The sequence below is a fragment of the Qipengyuania aquimaris genome, assembly GCF_020171965.1.
Taxonomy (GTDB): domain Bacteria; phylum Pseudomonadota; class Alphaproteobacteria; order Sphingomonadales; family Sphingomonadaceae; genus Qipengyuania; species Qipengyuania aquimaris_A.
On the sequence record NZ_JAIUZK010000001.1, the window covers coordinates 1,312,663 to 1,329,251 of the forward strand.

Consider the following 16,589-nt stretch of genomic DNA (forward strand, 5'->3'; position numbering starts at 1 on the left):
GCAGGATGTCAGTCCTTGCCCTTCTCGCCCTTGCTGCCGCCTTCGCTGGCATCTGCGTCGGGCTTTTTCTTGGGCGCCGCCTTCTTCTTCGCCGCGGGCTTGCGCTTCGGCTTGGTCTTGGGCGGAGCCGGTGTGAGTTCGAATGACGGCTTGCCATCCTTCATCGTCACCGCGACTTCGCCGCCATCGGCCAGCTTGCCGAACAAGAGTTCTTCGGCGAGCGGCTGCTTGATCTTTTCCTGGATCAGGCGACCCATGGGGCGTGCGCCGTAGAGCTTGTCATAGCCCTTGTCCGCCATCCATGCGCGCGATTCCGCGTCGAACTGGATATCGACATTCTGTTCGGCCAGCTGCAGTTCGAGCTGGAGGATGAACTTGTCGACCACGCGGGCCACGGTTGCCTTGTTGAGGTAACCAAAGGGCACGATCGCATCGAGACGGTTGCGGAATTCCGGCGTGAACATGCGTTTCACCGCTTCCTCGCTCGCATCTTCCTTGGATACGTCGCCGAAACCGATACCCTGCTTCGCCATGTCGGAAGCGCCCGCATTGGTCGTCATGATGAGGACCACGTTGCGGAAATCGACCGTCTTGCCGTGATGGTCGGTCAGGCGACCGTTATCCATCACCTGCAGCAGGATGTTGAAGAGATCCGGGTGGGCCTTCTCGATTTCGTCGAGCAGGAGCACGCAATGGGGGTTCTGATCAACCGCATCGGTTAAAAGACCACCCTGGTCGTAACCAACATAGCCCGGAGGCGCACCGATCAGGCGGCTGATCGAATGACGCTCCATATACTCGGACATGTCGAAGCGCTTGAGTTCGATACCCATGATCGAGGCGAGCTGGCGCGCGACTTCGGTCTTGCCGACGCCGGTCGGGCCGCTGAACAGGAACGAACCGATGGGCTTGTCCGGATCGCGCAGGCCTGCGCGGGACAGCTTCATGGCCGTCGACAGTTTCTCGACTGCCGGATCCTGGCCGAAGACGACGTGCTTGAGGTCGCGCTCGAGGTTCTCGAGAGCCTTCTTGTCGTCGCTCGACACCGATTTCGGCGGGATGCGCGCCATTGTCGCAATGACGGCCTCGATCTCGCGTGCAGTGATCTTCTTTTTGCGGCGGCTCGGCGGTACCAGCATCTGCATCGCGCCCACTTCATCGATCACGTCGATCGCCTTATCGGGCAGCTTGCGGTCGTTGATGTAACGCGCCGAAAGCTCGACGGCAGTCTTGAGCGCATCGGGAGTGTACTTGACCTTGTGATGCTCTTCGAAGGCGCTGCGCAGACCCTTGAGGATCTTGATCGTGTCCTCGATCGTGGGTTCGTTCACGTCGATCTTCTGGAACCGGCGCAGCAGGGCGCGGTCCTTTTCGAAGTGATTGCGGAATTCCTTGTATGTGGTCGAGCCGATGCAGCGGATGGAACCGCTCGAAAGTGCGGGCTTCAACAGGTTCGACGCATCCATCGCGCCGCCGCTGGTCGCGCCGGCACCGATCACCGTGTGGATCTCGTCGATGAAGAGCACGGCTTCGGGCATGCTTTCGAGCTCGTTCACGACCTGCTTCAGCCGCTCCTCGAAATCGCCGCGATAGCGGGTGCCTGCCAGCAGCGCGCCCATGTCGAGCGAGTAGATGACCGCGTCCTGCAGTACTTCGGGGACGTCGCCTTCGACGATCTTGCGCGCGAGACCTTCCGCGATGGCGGTCTTGCCGACGCCCGGATCACCGACATAGAGCGGGTTGTTCTTCGACCGGCGGCACAGGATCTGGACCGTGCGGTCCACTTCCGGCCCGCGTCCGATCAGCGGATCGACCTTACCGTCTTCCGCCTTCTGGTTGAGGTTGACCGTGAACTGGTCGAGTGCGGTTTCCTTCTTGTCGCCGCCCTTCGCCTGTTCGGGTGCATCGGGACTTTGCGCTTCTTCCGCGCCCTGCGGCGGACGGCCTTCGACCTGCTTGCCACCCTTGCCGATGCCGTGACTGATAAAGCTGACCGCATCGAGACGGCTCATGTCCTGCTGCTGCAGGAAATAGACCGCATAGCTGTCGCGTTCGGAGAACAGGGCCACCAGCACATTTGCGCCGGTTACCGTGTCCTTGCCGGAAGACTGGACATGCAGGATCGCGCGCTGGATCACCCGCTGGAAACCGGCTGTCGGCTGCGGATCGGCACCATCGTCCGATTTCAGCGACTGGTATTCCTGTTCGAGATACTGCGTGACGACCGTCGTCAGTTCGCCGAGATCGACACCGCAAGCGGTCATGACCTGGGCGGCGTCCTCATCGCCGATAAGCGCGAGCAGCAGGTGCTCCAGCGTCGCATATTCGTGGCGACGCTCGCCCGCATCGGTGAGGGCTGCGTGAAGGGTCTTTTCGAGGTTCGCGGCGAAGCTTGGCATTCGGTTCCTACTTTCGAGGGACTCGCGGAATGGCGAGACAGGGAGAGCCTAGGGGGTCAAGATTGACGAAAGCTGACCACGCGGCGGCGTGTTTCGTGCATATGGGAAGCGGGCTGCGGAATTTCAGCCCCCCGACCACCGCCTAGTCCTTTCGCCCGAACAGGGCGTCGGCCGCGTCTCGATGCGCGGCGGCTTTCAGGCGGTGCTTTTCGACGCGCGCGATTTCGTCTTCGAGAAGACGGATGCGGTCGGCCAGTTCGTCGATGGAATAGGGTGCCAGGTCTTCTCCGGCGAGGAGGCTGGCGGCATCGCCTTTGGGGCGTGGACGGGCGTCGTCATCCATGGCGGCCATGCTCTGCCTTTGCGCGGTTGCTGTCAACACGGCCGCGCGTTAATGCACCGCTTCGTGGCCGCTAGGCCGCACATTTTAAAAAGGGGGAAGGTTTGGCCAGCAATCTGCCGGAAACGATGACCGCGATGGGCTTCGATGCGCCGGGTGGTCCGGATGTTTTTCGTGCCGAAACCCTGCCTGTCCCGGCACCAACCGGCAAGCAGGTCCTGATCAAGGTCGACCATGCCGGCGTGAACCGCCCCGATGTTATCCAGCGCCAGGGCTTCTATCCGCCCCCGCCCGGTGCATCCCACATCCCGGGACTGGAGGTGTCGGGTACGATCGTGGCAGTCGGTGACGAAGCCGCGCCGGAGATGCTCAATCGCCGCGTTTGCGCGCTGGTGTCGGGTGGCGGCTATGCCGAATATTGCCTCGCCCATGCGGAACACTGCCTGTCGGTCCCGCGGGGCATGGACATGGCAACTGCTGCGGCAATTCCCGAAACGCTCTTCACCGTGTGGCACAATGTGTTCGAGCGGGGCTGGGCACGCGACGGGGAAACCTTTCTCGTTCACGGCGGCACCTCCGGGATCGGCACAATGGCAATCCAGCTCGCCAAGGAATTCGGCCTCAAGGTCGTGACCACAGCCGGAAGCGACGAAAAATGCGAGGCTGCACGCGGCGTCGGCGCTGATTTCGCGATCAATTACAAGACCGACGACTTCGTCGAGAAGGTGAACGAGTTCACCAATGGCGAGGGGGCGGATGTGATCCTCGACATGGTGTCGGGCGATTACGTGCAGCGCAATCTGGACTGCCTCGCAGTCGACGGGCGCCATGTGACGATTGCCGTGCTCGGCGGGCTGAAGGCGGAAATCAACATGGCAAAGCTGATGAGCAAGCGGCAGACGCTGACCGGCTCGACGCTGCGCCCGCGTTCGGACGAGTTCAAGGCCCTTCTCGCGGACGAAATCTACAACCACGCGTGGCCCCTGTTCGAGGACGGCACGGTCGCACCGGTCATGGACAAGGTGTTCCCGCTGATTGAGGTCGGCGCGGCCCACGCCCGCATGGAAGCTGGCGATCACATCGGCAAGATCGTGCTCAAGGTGTCCGGCGAGGACTGACTCCGAACCGTAGCAAAGACGCGCATGTGTAATGCACCTGCGATGCTGACGTAACAATTCCCTGCCATGCACGCCCCAGATTCAGGGGGAATGTGCATGACCGATCTCACGCCCGACCTTACCGCTTTCGCCAATGTTTCCAGCTTCCTGCCGGTCAAGCCGAAGGTGCCCGAACGTACCAGCCTGGAGGAGCGCCGCCGCTTCCGTACGATCTGGATCAGCGACATCCATCTCGGCACCAAGGGTTGCAACGCAGACCTGCTGATCGATTTCCTCGACCACACTGACAGCGACACGATGTATCTGGTCGGTGACATCATCGATGGTTGGCGGCTGAAGAAGAAGTTCTACTGGCCGGCCGAACACAACGACATCGTCTGGCGCATCCTCAAGCGCGCACATCGCGGTACGCGCATCGTCTACATTCCCGGCAATCACGACGAGATGGTGCGGCCGTTCTCGGGCATGAATTTCGGCGGGGTGGAGATCGCTCGCGCGGCATTTCACGATACCGCCGATGGCCGCCGGCTGATGGTCCTGCATGGCGATGAATTCGATACCGTCATGCTCGCCCACCGCTGGCTCGCTTTCGTGGGCGACGCACTTTACCACGCCATGATGAAGCTGAACGGCTGGGTGGCCTCGGTGCGCAAGCTGCTGGGCCTGCCGTACTGGTCGATCTCGAAAGCGGCCAAGCACAAGGTGAAGAATGCTGTCGAGTTCATCTCGAAATACGAATCGGTAGTTGCGCGGGCCGCGGGCGAACGCGGTGTCGACGGTGTGGTCTGCGGCCACATCCACACCGCGGAAATGCGCGACTTCAAGCACGGCGAGGGCGAGGTCGCCTATTACAACGACGGCGACTGGGTCGAAGGCTGCACCGCGCTGGTCGAGCATTTCGACGGCACAATGGAGATACTCCACTGGCCCGACGAAATCGCCAAGCGCGAGGCCGAGAAGGCCGCGCAGGCAGCACTGGCCATGCAGGCCGCATGAACGCGCAGCGCCTGTCGCTCGAATTCGAGGGGCCTGCCATCACCCCCCAGCGGATTGCCATCGTCACCGACGCGTGGCTCCCGCAGATGAACGGCGTGGTCCGCACGCTCACCACGACGTGCGACCATCTGCGCAGGCTGGGCCATGACGTGATGGTCATCTCGCCCGATGCCTTTCGCAGCGTGCCGTGCCCGACATATCCCGAAATCAGGCTCGCGCTGACGAACCCGGCCACAATCTCCGCGCGCCTGCGGGCTTTTATCCCGGATGCCATCCATATTGCGACCGAAGGCCCGCTTGGGCTGGCGGCGCGCCATCACTGCGTGAAGCATGGCATCGAGTTCACCACCGCCTACCACACCCAGTTTCCCGACTATCTGGCCACGCGCACCCGGCTACCAAGCGACTGGTTCTGGCGCTACATCGGCTGGTTCCACCGGCCCGCAAGCCGCATCCTGGTGGCCACGCCGAGCATCCGCACGGAACTGAGGCAGCATGGCCTGGACCGGCTTCATCACTGGAGCAGGGGCGTCGACCTCGCCTGCTTCACCCCCGATGCGCTGCCGCCAACGGAGTTCGAGAACCTCCAGCGGCCGATCCAGCTATATGTCGGAAGAGTAGCGGTAGAGAAGAATCTCGAGGCTTTCCTCGACTCTTCGCGTCCCGGCAGCAAGGTCGTGGTCGGCGACGGTCCGGCGCTCGAGCATCTGCGCAGGGCCTATCCCGACGCCCTCTTCCTTGGCCGCAGGACCGGAAGCGAGCTTGCCGGTTGCTATGCCGGCGCGGACGTTTTCGTCTTTCCCAGCCTCACCGACACCTTCGGCCTCGTCATGATAGAGGCATTGGCTTGCGGGACGCCGGTAGCCGCGTTTCCCGTTGCCGGGCCGCGCGACATCGTGTCCGACGAGGTCGGGGCGCTGTCCTTTCAGCTCGACCGGGCGATCGACGCAGCACTTTATTGCGACCGCAAGGCCTGCGCCCGTTTCGCGCGGCAATATTCGTGGGAAGCGGCCAGTGCGCAATTCCTCGACGGACTTGCGCCGCTCTCGCACCGGGAAACAATCCGCGCCTGAGCCGGCGGCGGGCTGATCGCGCTTGCCGAATCCGCGCCTGTCGCCTACATGCGAAGGGCAACGGCCGCTCCGCGAGGGGCGGCCCTTCTATTTTCAGACTTGAGAAAAGGCATATTCATGGCCGACCAACCCACTCCGCTGATGCCGCATGCGACCGCCACCTGGCTGGTCGACAACACCGGTCTTTCGTTCGAACAGATCGCCGAGTTCTGCGGCCTCCACATCCTGGAAGTCCAGGCCATGGCTGACGATCTCGCCAGCAGCAAGTACACCGGTCGCGACCCGCTCCACTCGGGCGAGCTGACGCAGGAAGAAATCGAGAAGGGCCAGGCCGATCCGGAATACCGGCTCAAGATGCAGCGCGCGCCCGTAGCGGTCAGCCGCACCAAGGGCCCGCGCTACACGCCGGTTTCGAAGCGGCAGGACAAGCCCGACGGCATTGCATGGTTGCTGCGTAGCCATCCGGAAGTTTCGGACGCCCAGATTTCCAAGCTCATCGGCACAACGCGCAACACGATCACTGCGATCCGCGAGCGCAGCCACTGGAATATCCAGAATATCCAGCCCAAGGACCCGGTCACTCTGGGCCTGTGTTCGCAGCGCGAGCTTGATGCCGTCGTCGCCAAGGCAGCCAAGAACAAGCCCGTGACCGAAGAGGGTGAGGCTGCGGCAGCACCCAGCGGTGTCAGCGATCGCGAGAAGCTGATCGAAGAACTGCGCGCCGAACGCGACGCCAATGAAAAGGCCGCCGCCGAAGCTGCACAGGAAGCCGAGGCCGAGGAATGGCTGCGCGCCAAGCGTGCGGCCGAAGAAGCGGGCGAAGCACCTGCAGCCCCTTCCGACGAGGGCTGAAATTCCTCCGACATACGATACGCGAAGGGCGGGCGAGGCACAGAGCTTCGCCCGCCCTTTTTGCTTGCGTTTAGTGCGAGATAGGCCATGTTACTGACATGGATGTAAGCAAGCTGCCGAACCACCATCCCACTCCATGGGACACGCAATTTGAAGCGATGGCGCTTCCGGCAATGTTTGCCCGGACGACCGCAAAGGCGCCCGGAGCGCCGTTGCTGCATTTTCTCGGCCGCACCTACAGCTATGCGGAATTGCTCCGCGACGCCGAGGCCTTCGCCCACGCGCTGGCGGGGCGCGGCATCGCAAAGGGTGATCGCGTAGGCCTCTTCCTTCCCAATGTTCCCAGCTATGTCGCCGCCTATTACGGGGCGATGATGGTTGGCGCCGTGGTGGTGAACTTCTCGCCGCTCTATTCGGTCGATGAACTGGCCCAGCAAGTGGCCGATTCCGGCACACGCATCCTTGTGACTGTCGATGTGCCCGAACTCTACGGCACGGCAGAAGAAGTCCTAAACAATTCGGCGCTGGAAACGCTGGTCGTCAGCAAGCTCTCGAACATGCTTCCCAGGCTCAAGGGGCTCGCCCTGCGGCTGTTCGCACGCAGCAAGGTGGCAAAGGTTTCGTACTCGGAAACGATCCTCGACTGGGATACGCTTCTGACAGAAGGGGCGCGAGGCGGCAGCCTGCCGGAGGTCGCGCCCGACGATCTCGCGCTGCTCCAATACACCGGCGGGACAACGGGAACTCCCAAGGGTGCGATGCTGACGCACGCGAACCTTTCTATCAATGCGCAGCAGACCGCGGGTCTCAACCCCTTCGGCGATCCGGCTTCGGAAGTGTTCATGGGGGCGCTGCCGTTCTTCCATGTCTTTGCAAACACCGCCCTGCTCAACCACGCTGTCGTAAGCGGCGGCTCTATCGCCATGGTTCCGCGCTTCGAAACGAAGCAAGTGCTCGAGACGATCCAGAAGCACGGAGCGACCGGCTTTCCCGGCGTGCCGACCATGTTTCAGGCCATGCTCGATCATCCGGATTTGCCGAAGACGAATATGTCGACACTGAAGGTGTGCATCTCCGGCGGTGCACCATTGCCCGCGCCCCTGCGCGACAAGTTCGAAGCCGCGACCGGCGTCAGGCTGGTGGAAGGCTACGGACTTACCGAAAGTTCGGGCGTCGTATCGGTCAATCCATACGAGGGTACGCGCAAGCCGGGCACAATCGGGCAGGTCGTAATGCGCACCGAGGTGCTGTTGCTCGACAAGGAAGACCCGACTGTCATTGCGCCCGATGGCGAACCCGGAGAGCTGGCCATCCACGGCCCGCAGATCATGCAGGGTTACTGGAATCGGCCCGAGGCATCGAAGGAAGTCTTCATCGAGCATCGCGGCAAGAAATGGCTGCGCACGGGTGATGTTGCCACGGTGGACGAAGACGGATTCCTCGAAATCGTCGACCGTATCAAGGACATGATTGCCGTGGGCGGCTTCAAGGTGTTCCCCAGCCAGGTTGAAGACGTCCTGCTCGAAAACGACGCGGTCAAGGAAGCGCTGGTGATCGGCATTCCGGACGATTACCTCGGCGAATGCCCGAAAGCCTATGTGACACTGAACGCCGATGCCGAAACCGACGGAGACGCCCTGCGCGAATGGCTCAACGCCCGCATCGGCAAGCACGAACGCGTGTGCGGTGTCGAAGTACGCGAAGAACTGCCCAAGACCATGATCGGCAAGCTCGACCGCAAGGCTCTGCGCGCCGAAGTGCTCGACTAAGCGGCAGGTTCAGCAACCACGAAAAGAAGAAGGTCGCCCTGCGTCGTGCGCAGGGCGACCTTCATCCCCTCCAAACTGTAAGCGGTGTCAGCTGGCGACCTGGAGGTCCGGCTTGCTCGCCTGCTGCTGCGGCGCCGCTGCGGCGGGCTTCGCATCGCGGTGAGCGAAGCGGCCCTCTACCTGTGCGCCCTGTTCGATGGTCAGCGCATCGTAGAACACATCGCCATTGATCTTGGCGGTTTTCAGGATGACCAGTTCGCGGGCAGTAATCGATCCATTGACGGTGCCCGCCAGGCGGGCACTTTCCGCCTTGATCGCGCCGGTGACGGTGCTGGTTTCGCCCTGCACGAGGCTGGAGCAGGAAATGTCGCCTTCGACGCTGCCGTCGATATGCAGGTCGGCCGAAGCCTTGATGTCGCCCTTGATGGCAAGGTCCGAACCGAGGACCGAAAACGTAGAATTGCTCTTGCTGGCCATGGGTGCGCTGCGTCCGGAATTAGTGGGCGTGGGCGAGCTCGGGTGCTCGGCGGATTTCTTCGAGAACATGGGGGGCTGTCTCCAGGAAGGTGCGCGGATTGACCGCCTTGTTGTTGATCCGGACCTCGAAATGGAGGTGGGGACCGGTGGAGCGACCCGTGCTGCCGATCGCGCCGATGGTGTCGCCTGCGCCGACCTGCTGGCCGACCTTGGCATTGAAGCGCGACATATGCGCATAGCGCGTCATCAGGCCATTGCCGTGGGTGATCTCGACCGTGTTGCCATAGCCGCCCTTGCGGCCGACGAAGGTGATGCGGCCCTTGGCGGCGGCATAGATCGGGGTGCCGGTAGCGCCGCGGAAATCGAGGCCGTTATGCATCGCTGCGCGGCCGTTGAAGGGATCGCGGCGATAGCCGAAGCCCGACGAGATCAGGTCCTTGCGGGCCGGGGCGAACTGGGGGACGCCTTCAAGCGCCTGTTCGAGAGCGGCCATGCGCTCCATCGACAGGCCGAGGCGTTCGAAGCGCGGATCGATCGAACCGTCGGCGGCAGTGGCCAGACCGTCGAGCGGACCACCCATTGCCTGGTTACGGCTGGTGCGGATCACCTGTGCGGGATTGAGGTCGAGCTTCTTGAGCGCTTCTGCGGCGCGCTGCGCACGCCAGTCGGCGTAGCGGGTCAGTCCTTCGACTACGGCAAGCTGGCGCGCTTCGATGCGGGCGAGCTTGGCGGCTTCGGGAAACGCGGCGGAAACTTTTTCGACCGTGGCGGCGGCTTCACCGGTCGAATCGGATACGGCCGTGTCCACCTTGAGATCTTCGGGAAGCAGTTCTGCGACGCCTTCGATGAATTCCATCCGGCGGTCGAGATCGTCGCTCACCGCGTCGAGGTCTTCGCTATAGGCGGCGAAACGTTCTTCCTGGGTGGCGACCTTGGCTTCACGATCGAGCAGGAGATCGCGATCTGCGGAGGCGCGGTACTGCGCCCAGCCGGCAATTGCCATCGACAGCGCCCACACAAGAAGGACCGTGACGGCCACTGCCGCTGCGGTCATCTGTACGCGCGATGAAATGGTGATGAAGCGAACCTGGCCTTCGGAGCGCATGAAAAATTCGCGATCCGGAAACCAGCTCTTGATACGGGCAATGCGCCCGCCGCTTGCGATGTCTTTATCCAAAACGACCCGTCCCTTGGTCTTTGACCCTTGTTTGAGATCGCTAACAAAGGTTCCCGCGAAAATCGAATAAACCCTTACCGGAATCCACGAGTCGATGATTTGGCGGGACGAGTCGTTTCATCGACGCGAAATTTCCGATCAAGACCGGGAACCAAAGATTAAGTCGGTGTTTACCACGCCGCGCCCGATTCGGTCCTATTTTGGCGCGCTGACAAGCATTTGCCGCAGTGCTAGGCGGTGGGAATGACGTACCGCGCGAATGGACGGCGAATCGGCCTGTTGGGCGGGAGCTTCAACCCCGCGCATGGCGGCCACAGGCGCATATCGCTATTCGCGCGAGAGGCGCTTGGGCTGGACGAAGTCTGGTGGCTGGTTTCTCCCGGTAATCCCCTCAAGCCCAAGGAGGGAATGGCTCCGTTAGCCGCTCGCCTTTCCTCGGCGATGGAGCAGGCCCGCCGCGCGCCGATCCGCGCGACCGCAATCGAACGCGAGCTGGGGACGCGGTATACCGTCGATACGCTGGGCGCGATCCAACGGCGTTATCCCAAGCACGATTTCGTATGGCTTATGGGGTCCGACAACCTTGCCCAATTCCACCGTTGGCGCGACTGGCGGGGGATCGCGCGAAGGATGCCGATTGCGGTCATCGCGCGGCCCGGCTATGATGGTGCCGCTATCGCAAGCCCCGCGATGGCCTGGCTGGGGCGCTTTCGTGTTCCTCTCGCCAGCTTTGCTAATGGGGGCGAATGGAGCGCACCGGCACTGGTGACATTGCGTTTCGATCCCGACCCGCGTTCGGCCACGGCAATCCGCCGCGCCGATCCCGACTGGGCATCGCGCCACGCCGGTAAAACCCTTCGAGACCAGGTGACTCATCGTCCGATCCCGTCACGGGAGGAAACAACTGCGCCATGATGCGCGTTGCCTTTCCCATGATACCCACGGTCTCTTCGACCCCCGCATTCAGGAGTACGATGCACGCCTATGACACAGGCGCATACCAACCCGGCCAGTTCCGGGACCGACACGGCGAAAGTGGTTCGCATGGTTGATGCCAAGGACGATCCGCTGCTTTCGCTCGTGCTCAAGCAACTCGACGACGACCAGGCGCAGGAGATCGTGACCATCGATCTCGAAGGGAAGACCTCGATTGCCGATCACATGGTGATCGCTTCGGGCCGCTCTACCCGCCAGGTGGCTTCGATGGCTCAAAAGCTTGCCGAAACGGTCAAAAAAGAGGGCTTTGGCCCTGTGAAACTCGAGGGCCTTCCGGCAGCGGACTGGGTCCTGATCGACGCCGGTGACGTCGTGGTGCACCTCTTCCGTCCCGAAGTCCGCAGCTTTTACAATCTGGAGCGTATGTGGGCATTCGGTGACGCACCACCGGTAGCCGGCATGGCTTAATCGCTTTGCGCAGCCGCCTCCGCGGCTGCGTCCTCGGCGCTGTTCCTCCGCTGCGCTTCGGGCGCCTGCGGGCGGGCGGTCGCCCTTGCCGGGCCTTCGGCCCGGTCTGAGATTGTCTGTCGAGGTTGGCGCTTTGCTTCTCCATATTATCGCTCGCGGAAAAATTGCCCGCTCGCCGGAGGCGGAGCTCGTGGCGCGATATGAGAAACGGCTGACATGGCCGGTGAAATTCACCGAATTGCCCGAGACCGGCGGGCGGATCCCGGAGCCGCAATCGCCCTATAAAACCGTGCTCCTGGACGAGCGCGGCAAGGATATTTCGTCCGAGAAGCTGGCCGCAACTCTCGAGCGGTGGCGCGACGATGGCATGCGTGAATGTCGGTTCGTTCTGGGCGCGGCAGACGGGCATTCGGAGCAAGAGCGACGCGAAGCGGACCTCCTGCTCGCTTTCGGCAAGGCGACCTGGCCGCACCTTCTGGCGCGTGCGATGCTGGCCGAACAATTGTACCGTGCGACTACGATCATCGCCGGTCACCCCTATCATCGCAGTGGGTGATGGGGCAGTAATGGCGTCATGATCCGCGCCGCAGCCATTTCCACGGCCCTGTTGATTGCCCTTGTCCTCGCCTTGCCGGGGACCGCATCGCCCGGTGGCGCAAGCGCTGCGGCCGCCCTTGGTGCGAGCGGAGCGCGTGAGGCGCTCGAGGCAGCGCGCCAGCAGCAGCGCAATGCCCGTGCGCGGGCAGAACGGCTCGAGCAGAGGGCGAACCGATTGCAGGAAAGTGCAGGCAAGGCGCAAAGCGAGGCGGCCGCGCTTGCCGCACGCGTCCAGCAATCCGAAGCTGCCATTGCCGCGTCGGAGGCGGAACTGGCCCTGCTCAATATCCAGAAACAGAACCTCGATCGCCAGCTTTCGCGGAAGCGGGAACCGCTCATGCGGCTCACTGCGGCTCTGCAGACCATGGCGCGCCGCCCACTGGCCCTGGCGGCGCTCCAGCCGGGCTCGCTGGAAGATCTGGTGCACACAAGGGCTGCCCTGTCGGCCGCAATCCCGATCGTGAAAGAGCGGACATCCGGCCTGCGCTCCGAACTCGATCTCGCGCGCGATGTCGAGATGCGCCAGCTACAAACACTCGAAAGCCTTCGTGCGGCCGAGTCCAGCCTCGATTCGCGCAGGCGCAATATGCTCGCCCTTGCGGAGAAAGAGCGGTTGCAAGCCCAGCGCGCCGCTGGCGGCGCTTCGCGAGAGGCGGAAAGGGCCCTGTTCCTTGCCGAAGAGGCCCGGGACCTCGACAGCCTGGTCGGCGACCTGGAGGCGGCGGCCGCGATGCGAAGCCGCCTGGCTGCACTGCCCGGGCCGGTGCTGCGGCCGGGAAGCGCGCCTGCGTCCTCGCCCATTGCTGCGGCCACCCCCCGGCCCTTGCCGCGTTCAACCGCTGCTCCGGATCGCTATATCCTGCCTGTCGGGGGCCGCGTCGTGACCGGATTCGGTGATCCCGATGCGAGCGGCGAGCGCAGTTCCGGTCTGGCGATGGCGGCGCGGCCCCGCGCACAGGTCGTCGCTCCAGGCGAGGGACGTGTCGTGTTCGCCGGACCGTACCGGGGCTTCGGCGCAATCGCGATTATCGAACACGCCAATGGCTGGACCAGCCTCATTACGGGGATGTCACGCGTATCGGTGGCGGTGGGGCAGTCGGTCACGGCAGGCTCTCCGCTCGGACAAGCCGGCCCTGCCGGATCGCAAGTCGCGCTCGAGGTTCGCAGGGATGGCGAACCGGTCAATCCGCTCGACCTTCTACGCTAGGCGGTCGGTCGAAAAACCGTTCCCTTGCGGGACAGCTTGCGGCTCACCTTTCATTCACGCAGCGTGCGCTATACAATGCGTATTCGTTTGAAGGATATTGCCGATGAAATTCGCCGTCTTGGCCCGTTCCGCAGCCCTTGTGACCGCAGTTGCGCTGGTCCCCGCAACGACTGCCGGGCTGGCCCGCGTCGAAGGCAGCGCCGGGCCCGAGTTCGGAAAGCTTTTCTCGGTCTACCAGCGCATCAAGGCGAGCTATGTCGAGCCGGTCGAAGACGATGTCCTTATCAACGGCGCGATCGACGGCATGCTGGCAGCGCTCGACCCGCATTCCGGCTATCTCGACGGATCGGACCTCCAGCGCCTCGAAACCATGATCGACGGCAACTACTCCGGCCTTGGCCTCTCGGTCGTCGGTGAAGATGGTGCAGTGAAAGTTATCTCGCCCTTCCGCGGCAGCCCGGCCGATGAAGCGGGCGTCAAGGCAGGCGATTACATCACGCACCTTAATGGCGAGCTGATCTACGGCCTCGAACTCGATGAAGCCGTCGCGCGCATGCGCGGCAAGGCCGGCACTTCGATCCGCTTGACCGTGTTCCGCCCAGGCCGTGACGAGCCTTTCGAAGTCGACGTGACGCGCGGCCTGATCGAACTGGAACCGGTGACCTGGAAGCTGGAGAAGAATTCCATCGGTCATATCATGATCAACGAGTTCTCCCGCGATGTCGGCAGCGATGTCTTCGCCGCGTGGAAGGACTTGCAGAAGCAGGCCACGGGCCGCCTGACCGGCCTCGTGCTGGACCTGCGCTCCAACCCGGGCGGATCGCTTGATGAGGCTGTCGCGCTCTCCGACCTGTTCCTTACCGACGGGCAGATCGTATCCCAGCGCGGCAGGGCGCGCGGCGAATCGATCAGCTACGAAGCGGAAACCGTATTCCGGGGCGACATCGCAGAAGGACTGCCGATCGTCGTCCTGATCGATGCCGGCTCGGCTTCCGCCAGCGAAATCGTGGCAGGCGCGCTGCAGGACCATCGCCGTGCAGTGGTCATGGGCGAGCGCAGCTTCGGCAAGGGCAGCGTGCAGTCGCTCCTGCCCTTGGGCCGCGATGCCGCGCTGAAGCTGACGACGGCGCGTTACTACACGCCGTCGGGCCATTCGGTGCAGGAAGGTGGCATCAAGCCCGACATCACTGTGCCGCAGCTGTCCGATCCGGACCTAGCAAAGCGCAACCGCTTCCTGATGCGCGAGAGCGATCTTCGCGGCCATCTCGTCAACGAATTGGGCCTCAAGGACGAGGACATGGAGGCAGACAAGCGCCAGGATCCGCGCTTCCAGATGACGGCTGCGGAGCTTGAGGAGCAGGGCATCGAGGATTTCCAGCTCCACTATGCGCTGCAAACGCTCAGCCGCACGTCCCCGAGCTCGGTTGCCGCGCGCCGCAAGTAGGGCTAGCACCCGCCCGCTATGACCGAGACCCCCTCGATGCAGCTGGCCCAGCGGCTGGCCCTTGCGCTTCCTGCCGCGCTCCTGGCGGGCGCGTATATCTCGCAATACGGTTTCGGCCTCTATCCGTGCGAAATGTGCTGGTGGCAGCGCTGGCCCCACTTCGCTGCGCTGGCACTTGCGCTGCTGTCGTTCTTCAAGCCGAACAAGAAGCTGCTCGTCGCGCTGGCGGCCGGCGGAATTCTCACATCGGGCGCCATCGGGTTCTTTCACGCCGGTGTGGAATACGATTTGTGGGAAGGAATCACCTCCTGTGCCGCTGCCCCGCTACCCGGTGACGGGCAGAGCGCGCTCGATGCCATCATGAACGCCCCGCTGGTGCGCTGCGACGAAGCGCCCTGGACGCTGTTCGGTATCAGCCTTGCGGGCTTCAACTTCCTCTTGTCCACCTTGGGCGGGCTCACCATCTTGCGCCTGTTGGCAAAGGACAAGGCAGTATGACCAAGACCCCCGACCACATCGCCCGCATGATCCGCGTCGATCAGGCCGGAGAATTCGGCGCCACGCGGATTTACGCGGGACAGCTTGCCGTCATGGGCGATCGCGGACCGCATTCGGCGGAAATCGCGGGAATGGCCGAGCAGGAAGCCGATCACCGGGCCAAGTTCGATGCGCTCATGGCTCGCCGGGGCGTGCGCCCGACAGCGCTGCAGCCGTTCTGGGATCGCGCCGGTTTCGCCTTGGGTGCAGTCACGGCGATGATCGGGCCGGAAGCGGCCATGGCCTGTACTGCTGCGGTCGAGACCGAGATCGACAAGCACTATTCCGACCAGCTCGACCAGCTAGAGGAAACCGGCGAGGATCCGGAGCTTGCCGCGATGATCGAGCAATTTCGCGAAGACGAACGCGAACACCGCGATGCGGCGCTTGCCGCGGGGGCCGAGCGTGCGCCCGCCTATCCGGTCCTCTCGGGCCTCATCCGCCTCGGATGCCGCGCCGCCATCCGCATTTCCGAGCGTATCTAGCGGGACGGGAACCGGGCCGCGCGCCCGTTCGCTTCATTGACAGTTCACGCGTGCGCGCGCTTAGTCGCGGGCGCACACAATTCACGAGGTTGATCATGTCCAAGCCGCTTCTCGCTTTTGCCGCAATCGCCGGCGCAACGCTCGGCGCTCCGGCGATCGCCCAGGTGCCGGTGGACACGGGTGACGACCGCTACAACATGGTCATCGTCTACGGCGAAGACGAATGCCCGCCGAGCGAGGGCGACGTAATCGTCGTCTGTGCGCGCAAGGCAGAGGCGGAACGCTATCGCATCCCCGAAGCGCTGCGCTATTCGAAGAGCCCGGCGAACCAGAGCTGGGCCGACCGCGTCGAAAGCTTCGAAATGGTCGGTGCCTCGGGCATCATGTCCTGCACCCCGACCGGCCCGGCAAATTTCACCGGCTGTACCGAGCAATTCATCGACAAGGCCTATGAGGAAAAGCGCGAAGGCTCTGCCGTGCGCTTCTCGGAAATCATCGCGGCCCAGCGCGCGGAGCGCCTTTCGACTATCGATGAAGATGCCGAGGCGCAGCAGCGCGATGTCGAAATGATCGAGCGCGAATATATGGAGCGTCTTGCCCGCGAGCGCGGCGAACCGCTGCCGGGCGATGAAGAGGCGCTGCCCCAGCCCGAAGCGACCGTGGTTGCCGGCGATGCCGAGACCGACGAACGGCCCGAATAAGGTCTATGGCCCG

The 16,589-nt window shown here is 63.3% G+C and carries 17 protein-coding genes; 13 read left to right on the forward strand and 4 right to left on the reverse strand.

Going from position 1 to position 16,589, the window contains the following annotated elements; genetic code table 11:
- Positions 1–8: 8 nt before the first annotated feature.
- Both clpA and LCM24_RS06465 read right to left on the reverse strand, forming a co-directional pair.
- Positions 9–2,399 carry an ATP-dependent Clp protease ATP-binding subunit ClpA gene (clpA, locus tag LCM24_RS06460; protein ID WP_224803237.1) on the reverse strand — a complete coding sequence of 797 codons (2,391 nt, stop codon included), beginning with the start codon at positions 2,397–2,399 and terminating at the stop codon, positions 9–11.
- Between the two features lie 142 nt (positions 2,400–2,541).
- Positions 2,542–2,742, reverse strand: coding sequence for a DUF1192 domain-containing protein (locus LCM24_RS06465; protein ID WP_090478415.1), 201 nt, complete (start codon positions 2,740–2,742; stop codon positions 2,542–2,544).
- A 101-nt stretch (positions 2,743–2,843) separates the two neighbouring features.
- On the opposite strand from LCM24_RS06465, the gene LCM24_RS06470 reads away from it, so the two are divergent.
- The 5 genes from LCM24_RS06470 (at position 2,844) to LCM24_RS06490 (ending at position 8,547) form a co-directional block, all read left to right on the forward strand.
- A complete protein-coding gene (locus LCM24_RS06470) occupies positions 2,844–3,857 on the forward strand; it encodes an NAD(P)H-quinone oxidoreductase (protein WP_224803238.1) in 1,014 nt (337 codons plus the stop codon).
- 96 nt (positions 3,858–3,953) lie between these two features.
- Positions 3,954–4,853, forward strand: coding sequence for a UDP-2,3-diacylglucosamine diphosphatase (locus tag LCM24_RS06475; RefSeq protein WP_224803239.1), 900 nt, complete (start codon positions 3,954–3,956; stop codon positions 4,851–4,853).
- The gene (locus LCM24_RS06480) at positions 4,850–5,926 is read left to right on the forward strand and encodes a glycosyltransferase family 4 protein (RefSeq protein WP_224803240.1); all 1,077 of its coding nucleotides are present in this window, start codon (positions 4,850–4,852) and stop codon (positions 5,924–5,926) included. The genes LCM24_RS06475 and LCM24_RS06480 overlap by 4 nt, the downstream gene beginning before the upstream one ends.
- A gap of 117 nt (positions 5,927–6,043) precedes the next feature.
- Positions 6,044–6,778: a DUF1013 domain-containing protein gene (locus LCM24_RS06485; RefSeq protein ID WP_224803241.1), complete on the forward strand. Its 735-nt coding sequence runs from the start codon at positions 6,044–6,046 to the stop codon at positions 6,776–6,778.
- A 98-nt stretch (positions 6,779–6,876) separates the two neighbouring features.
- A complete protein-coding gene (locus tag LCM24_RS06490; RefSeq protein ID WP_224803242.1) occupies positions 6,877–8,547 on the forward strand; it encodes a long-chain-fatty-acid--CoA ligase in 1,671 nt (556 codons plus the stop codon).
- A gap of 87 nt (positions 8,548–8,634) precedes the next feature.
- Here LCM24_RS06490 and LCM24_RS06495 read toward each other — a convergent pair whose 3' ends face one another.
- Together LCM24_RS06495 and LCM24_RS06500 are read right to left on the reverse strand one after the other, a co-directional pair.
- A complete protein-coding gene (locus LCM24_RS06495) occupies positions 8,635–9,024 on the reverse strand; it encodes a bactofilin family protein (protein WP_221562742.1) in 390 nt (129 codons plus the stop codon).
- A 19-nt stretch (positions 9,025–9,043) separates the two neighbouring features.
- A complete protein-coding gene (locus LCM24_RS06500; RefSeq protein ID WP_090478423.1) occupies positions 9,044–10,129 on the reverse strand; it encodes a M23 family metallopeptidase in 1,086 nt (361 codons plus the stop codon).
- Between the two features lie 315 nt (positions 10,130–10,444).
- On the opposite strand from LCM24_RS06500, the gene LCM24_RS06505 reads away from it, so the two are divergent.
- From LCM24_RS06505 to LCM24_RS06540, 8 genes are all read left to right on the forward strand, one after another.
- A complete protein-coding gene (locus LCM24_RS06505; protein WP_224803243.1) occupies positions 10,445–11,116 on the forward strand; it encodes a nicotinate-nucleotide adenylyltransferase in 672 nt (223 codons plus the stop codon).
- A 69-nt stretch (positions 11,117–11,185) separates the two neighbouring features.
- The gene (rsfS, locus tag LCM24_RS06510; protein ID WP_224803244.1) at positions 11,186–11,605 is read left to right on the forward strand and encodes a ribosome silencing factor; all 420 of its coding nucleotides are present in this window, start codon (positions 11,186–11,188) and stop codon (positions 11,603–11,605) included.
- A 133-nt stretch (positions 11,606–11,738) separates the two neighbouring features.
- A complete protein-coding gene (locus LCM24_RS06515) occupies positions 11,739–12,161 on the forward strand; it encodes a 23S rRNA (pseudouridine(1915)-N(3))-methyltransferase RlmH (RefSeq protein WP_224803245.1) in 423 nt (140 codons plus the stop codon).
- Positions 12,162–12,179: 18 nt separating this feature from the next.
- Positions 12,180–13,409 (forward strand): murein hydrolase activator EnvC family protein, encoded by a 1,230-nt coding sequence (locus LCM24_RS06520; protein WP_224803246.1) that lies wholly within the window; start codon positions 12,180–12,182, stop codon positions 13,407–13,409.
- Positions 13,410–13,512: 103 nt separating this feature from the next.
- Positions 13,513–14,853, forward strand: a complete 1,341-nt coding sequence (locus tag LCM24_RS06525) for a S41 family peptidase (RefSeq protein WP_224803247.1) — start codon at positions 13,513–13,515, stop codon at positions 14,851–14,853.
- A gap of 18 nt (positions 14,854–14,871) precedes the next feature.
- A complete protein-coding gene (locus tag LCM24_RS06530) occupies positions 14,872–15,351 on the forward strand; it encodes a disulfide bond formation protein B (protein ID WP_224803248.1) in 480 nt (159 codons plus the stop codon).
- On the forward strand, positions 15,348–15,875 hold the full coding sequence (locus LCM24_RS06535; RefSeq protein ID WP_090477139.1) for a demethoxyubiquinone hydroxylase family protein: 528 nt from the start codon (positions 15,348–15,350) through the stop codon (positions 15,873–15,875). The genes LCM24_RS06530 and LCM24_RS06535 overlap by 4 nt, the downstream gene beginning before the upstream one ends.
- Positions 15,876–15,970: 95 nt before the next feature.
- A complete protein-coding gene (locus LCM24_RS06540; RefSeq protein ID WP_224803249.1) occupies positions 15,971–16,576 on the forward strand; it encodes a hypothetical protein in 606 nt (201 codons plus the stop codon).
- The last annotated feature ends 13 nt before the right edge of the window (positions 16,577–16,589 follow it).

Bases quoted from the DNA above. Each gene is read 5' to 3' on its own strand.
- LCM24_RS06530 (WP_224803248.1), top strand. From the start codon at position 14,872: ATGACCGAGACCCCCTCGATGCAGCTGGCCCAGCGGCTGGCCCTTGCG.
- clpA (WP_224803237.1), bottom strand. From the start codon at position 2,399: ATGCCAAGCTTCGCCGCGAACCTCGAAAAGACCCTTCACGCAGCCCTC.
- LCM24_RS06465 (WP_090478415.1), bottom strand. From the start codon at position 2,742: ATGGATGACGACGCCCGTCCACGCCCCAAAGGCGATGCCGCCAGCCTC.
- LCM24_RS06485 (WP_224803241.1), top strand. From the start codon at position 6,044: ATGGCCGACCAACCCACTCCGCTGATGCCGCATGCGACCGCCACCTGG.
- LCM24_RS06525 (WP_224803247.1), top strand. From the start codon at position 13,513: ATGAAATTCGCCGTCTTGGCCCGTTCCGCAGCCCTTGTGACCGCAGTT.
- LCM24_RS06500 (WP_090478423.1), bottom strand. From the start codon at position 10,129: ATGCGCTCCGAAGGCCAGGTTCGCTTCATCACCATTTCATCGCGCGTA.
- LCM24_RS06535 (WP_090477139.1), top strand. From the start codon at position 15,348: ATGACCAAGACCCCCGACCACATCGCCCGCATGATCCGCGTCGATCAG.
- LCM24_RS06475 (WP_224803239.1), top strand. From the start codon at position 3,954: ATGACCGATCTCACGCCCGACCTTACCGCTTTCGCCAATGTTTCCAGC.
- LCM24_RS06495 (WP_221562742.1), bottom strand. From the start codon at position 9,024: ATGGCCAGCAAGAGCAATTCTACGTTTTCGGTCCTCGGTTCGGACCTT.
- rsfS (WP_224803244.1), top strand. From the start codon at position 11,186: ATGACACAGGCGCATACCAACCCGGCCAGTTCCGGGACCGACACGGCG.
- LCM24_RS06520 (WP_224803246.1), top strand. From the start codon at position 12,180: ATGATCCGCGCCGCAGCCATTTCCACGGCCCTGTTGATTGCCCTTGTC.
- LCM24_RS06480 (WP_224803240.1), top strand. From the start codon at position 4,850: ATGAACGCGCAGCGCCTGTCGCTCGAATTCGAGGGGCCTGCCATCACC.
- LCM24_RS06540 (WP_224803249.1), top strand. From the start codon at position 15,971: ATGTCCAAGCCGCTTCTCGCTTTTGCCGCAATCGCCGGCGCAACGCTC.
- LCM24_RS06490 (WP_224803242.1), top strand. From the start codon at position 6,877: ATGGATGTAAGCAAGCTGCCGAACCACCATCCCACTCCATGGGACACG.
- LCM24_RS06505 (WP_224803243.1), top strand. From the start codon at position 10,445: ATGACGTACCGCGCGAATGGACGGCGAATCGGCCTGTTGGGCGGGAGC.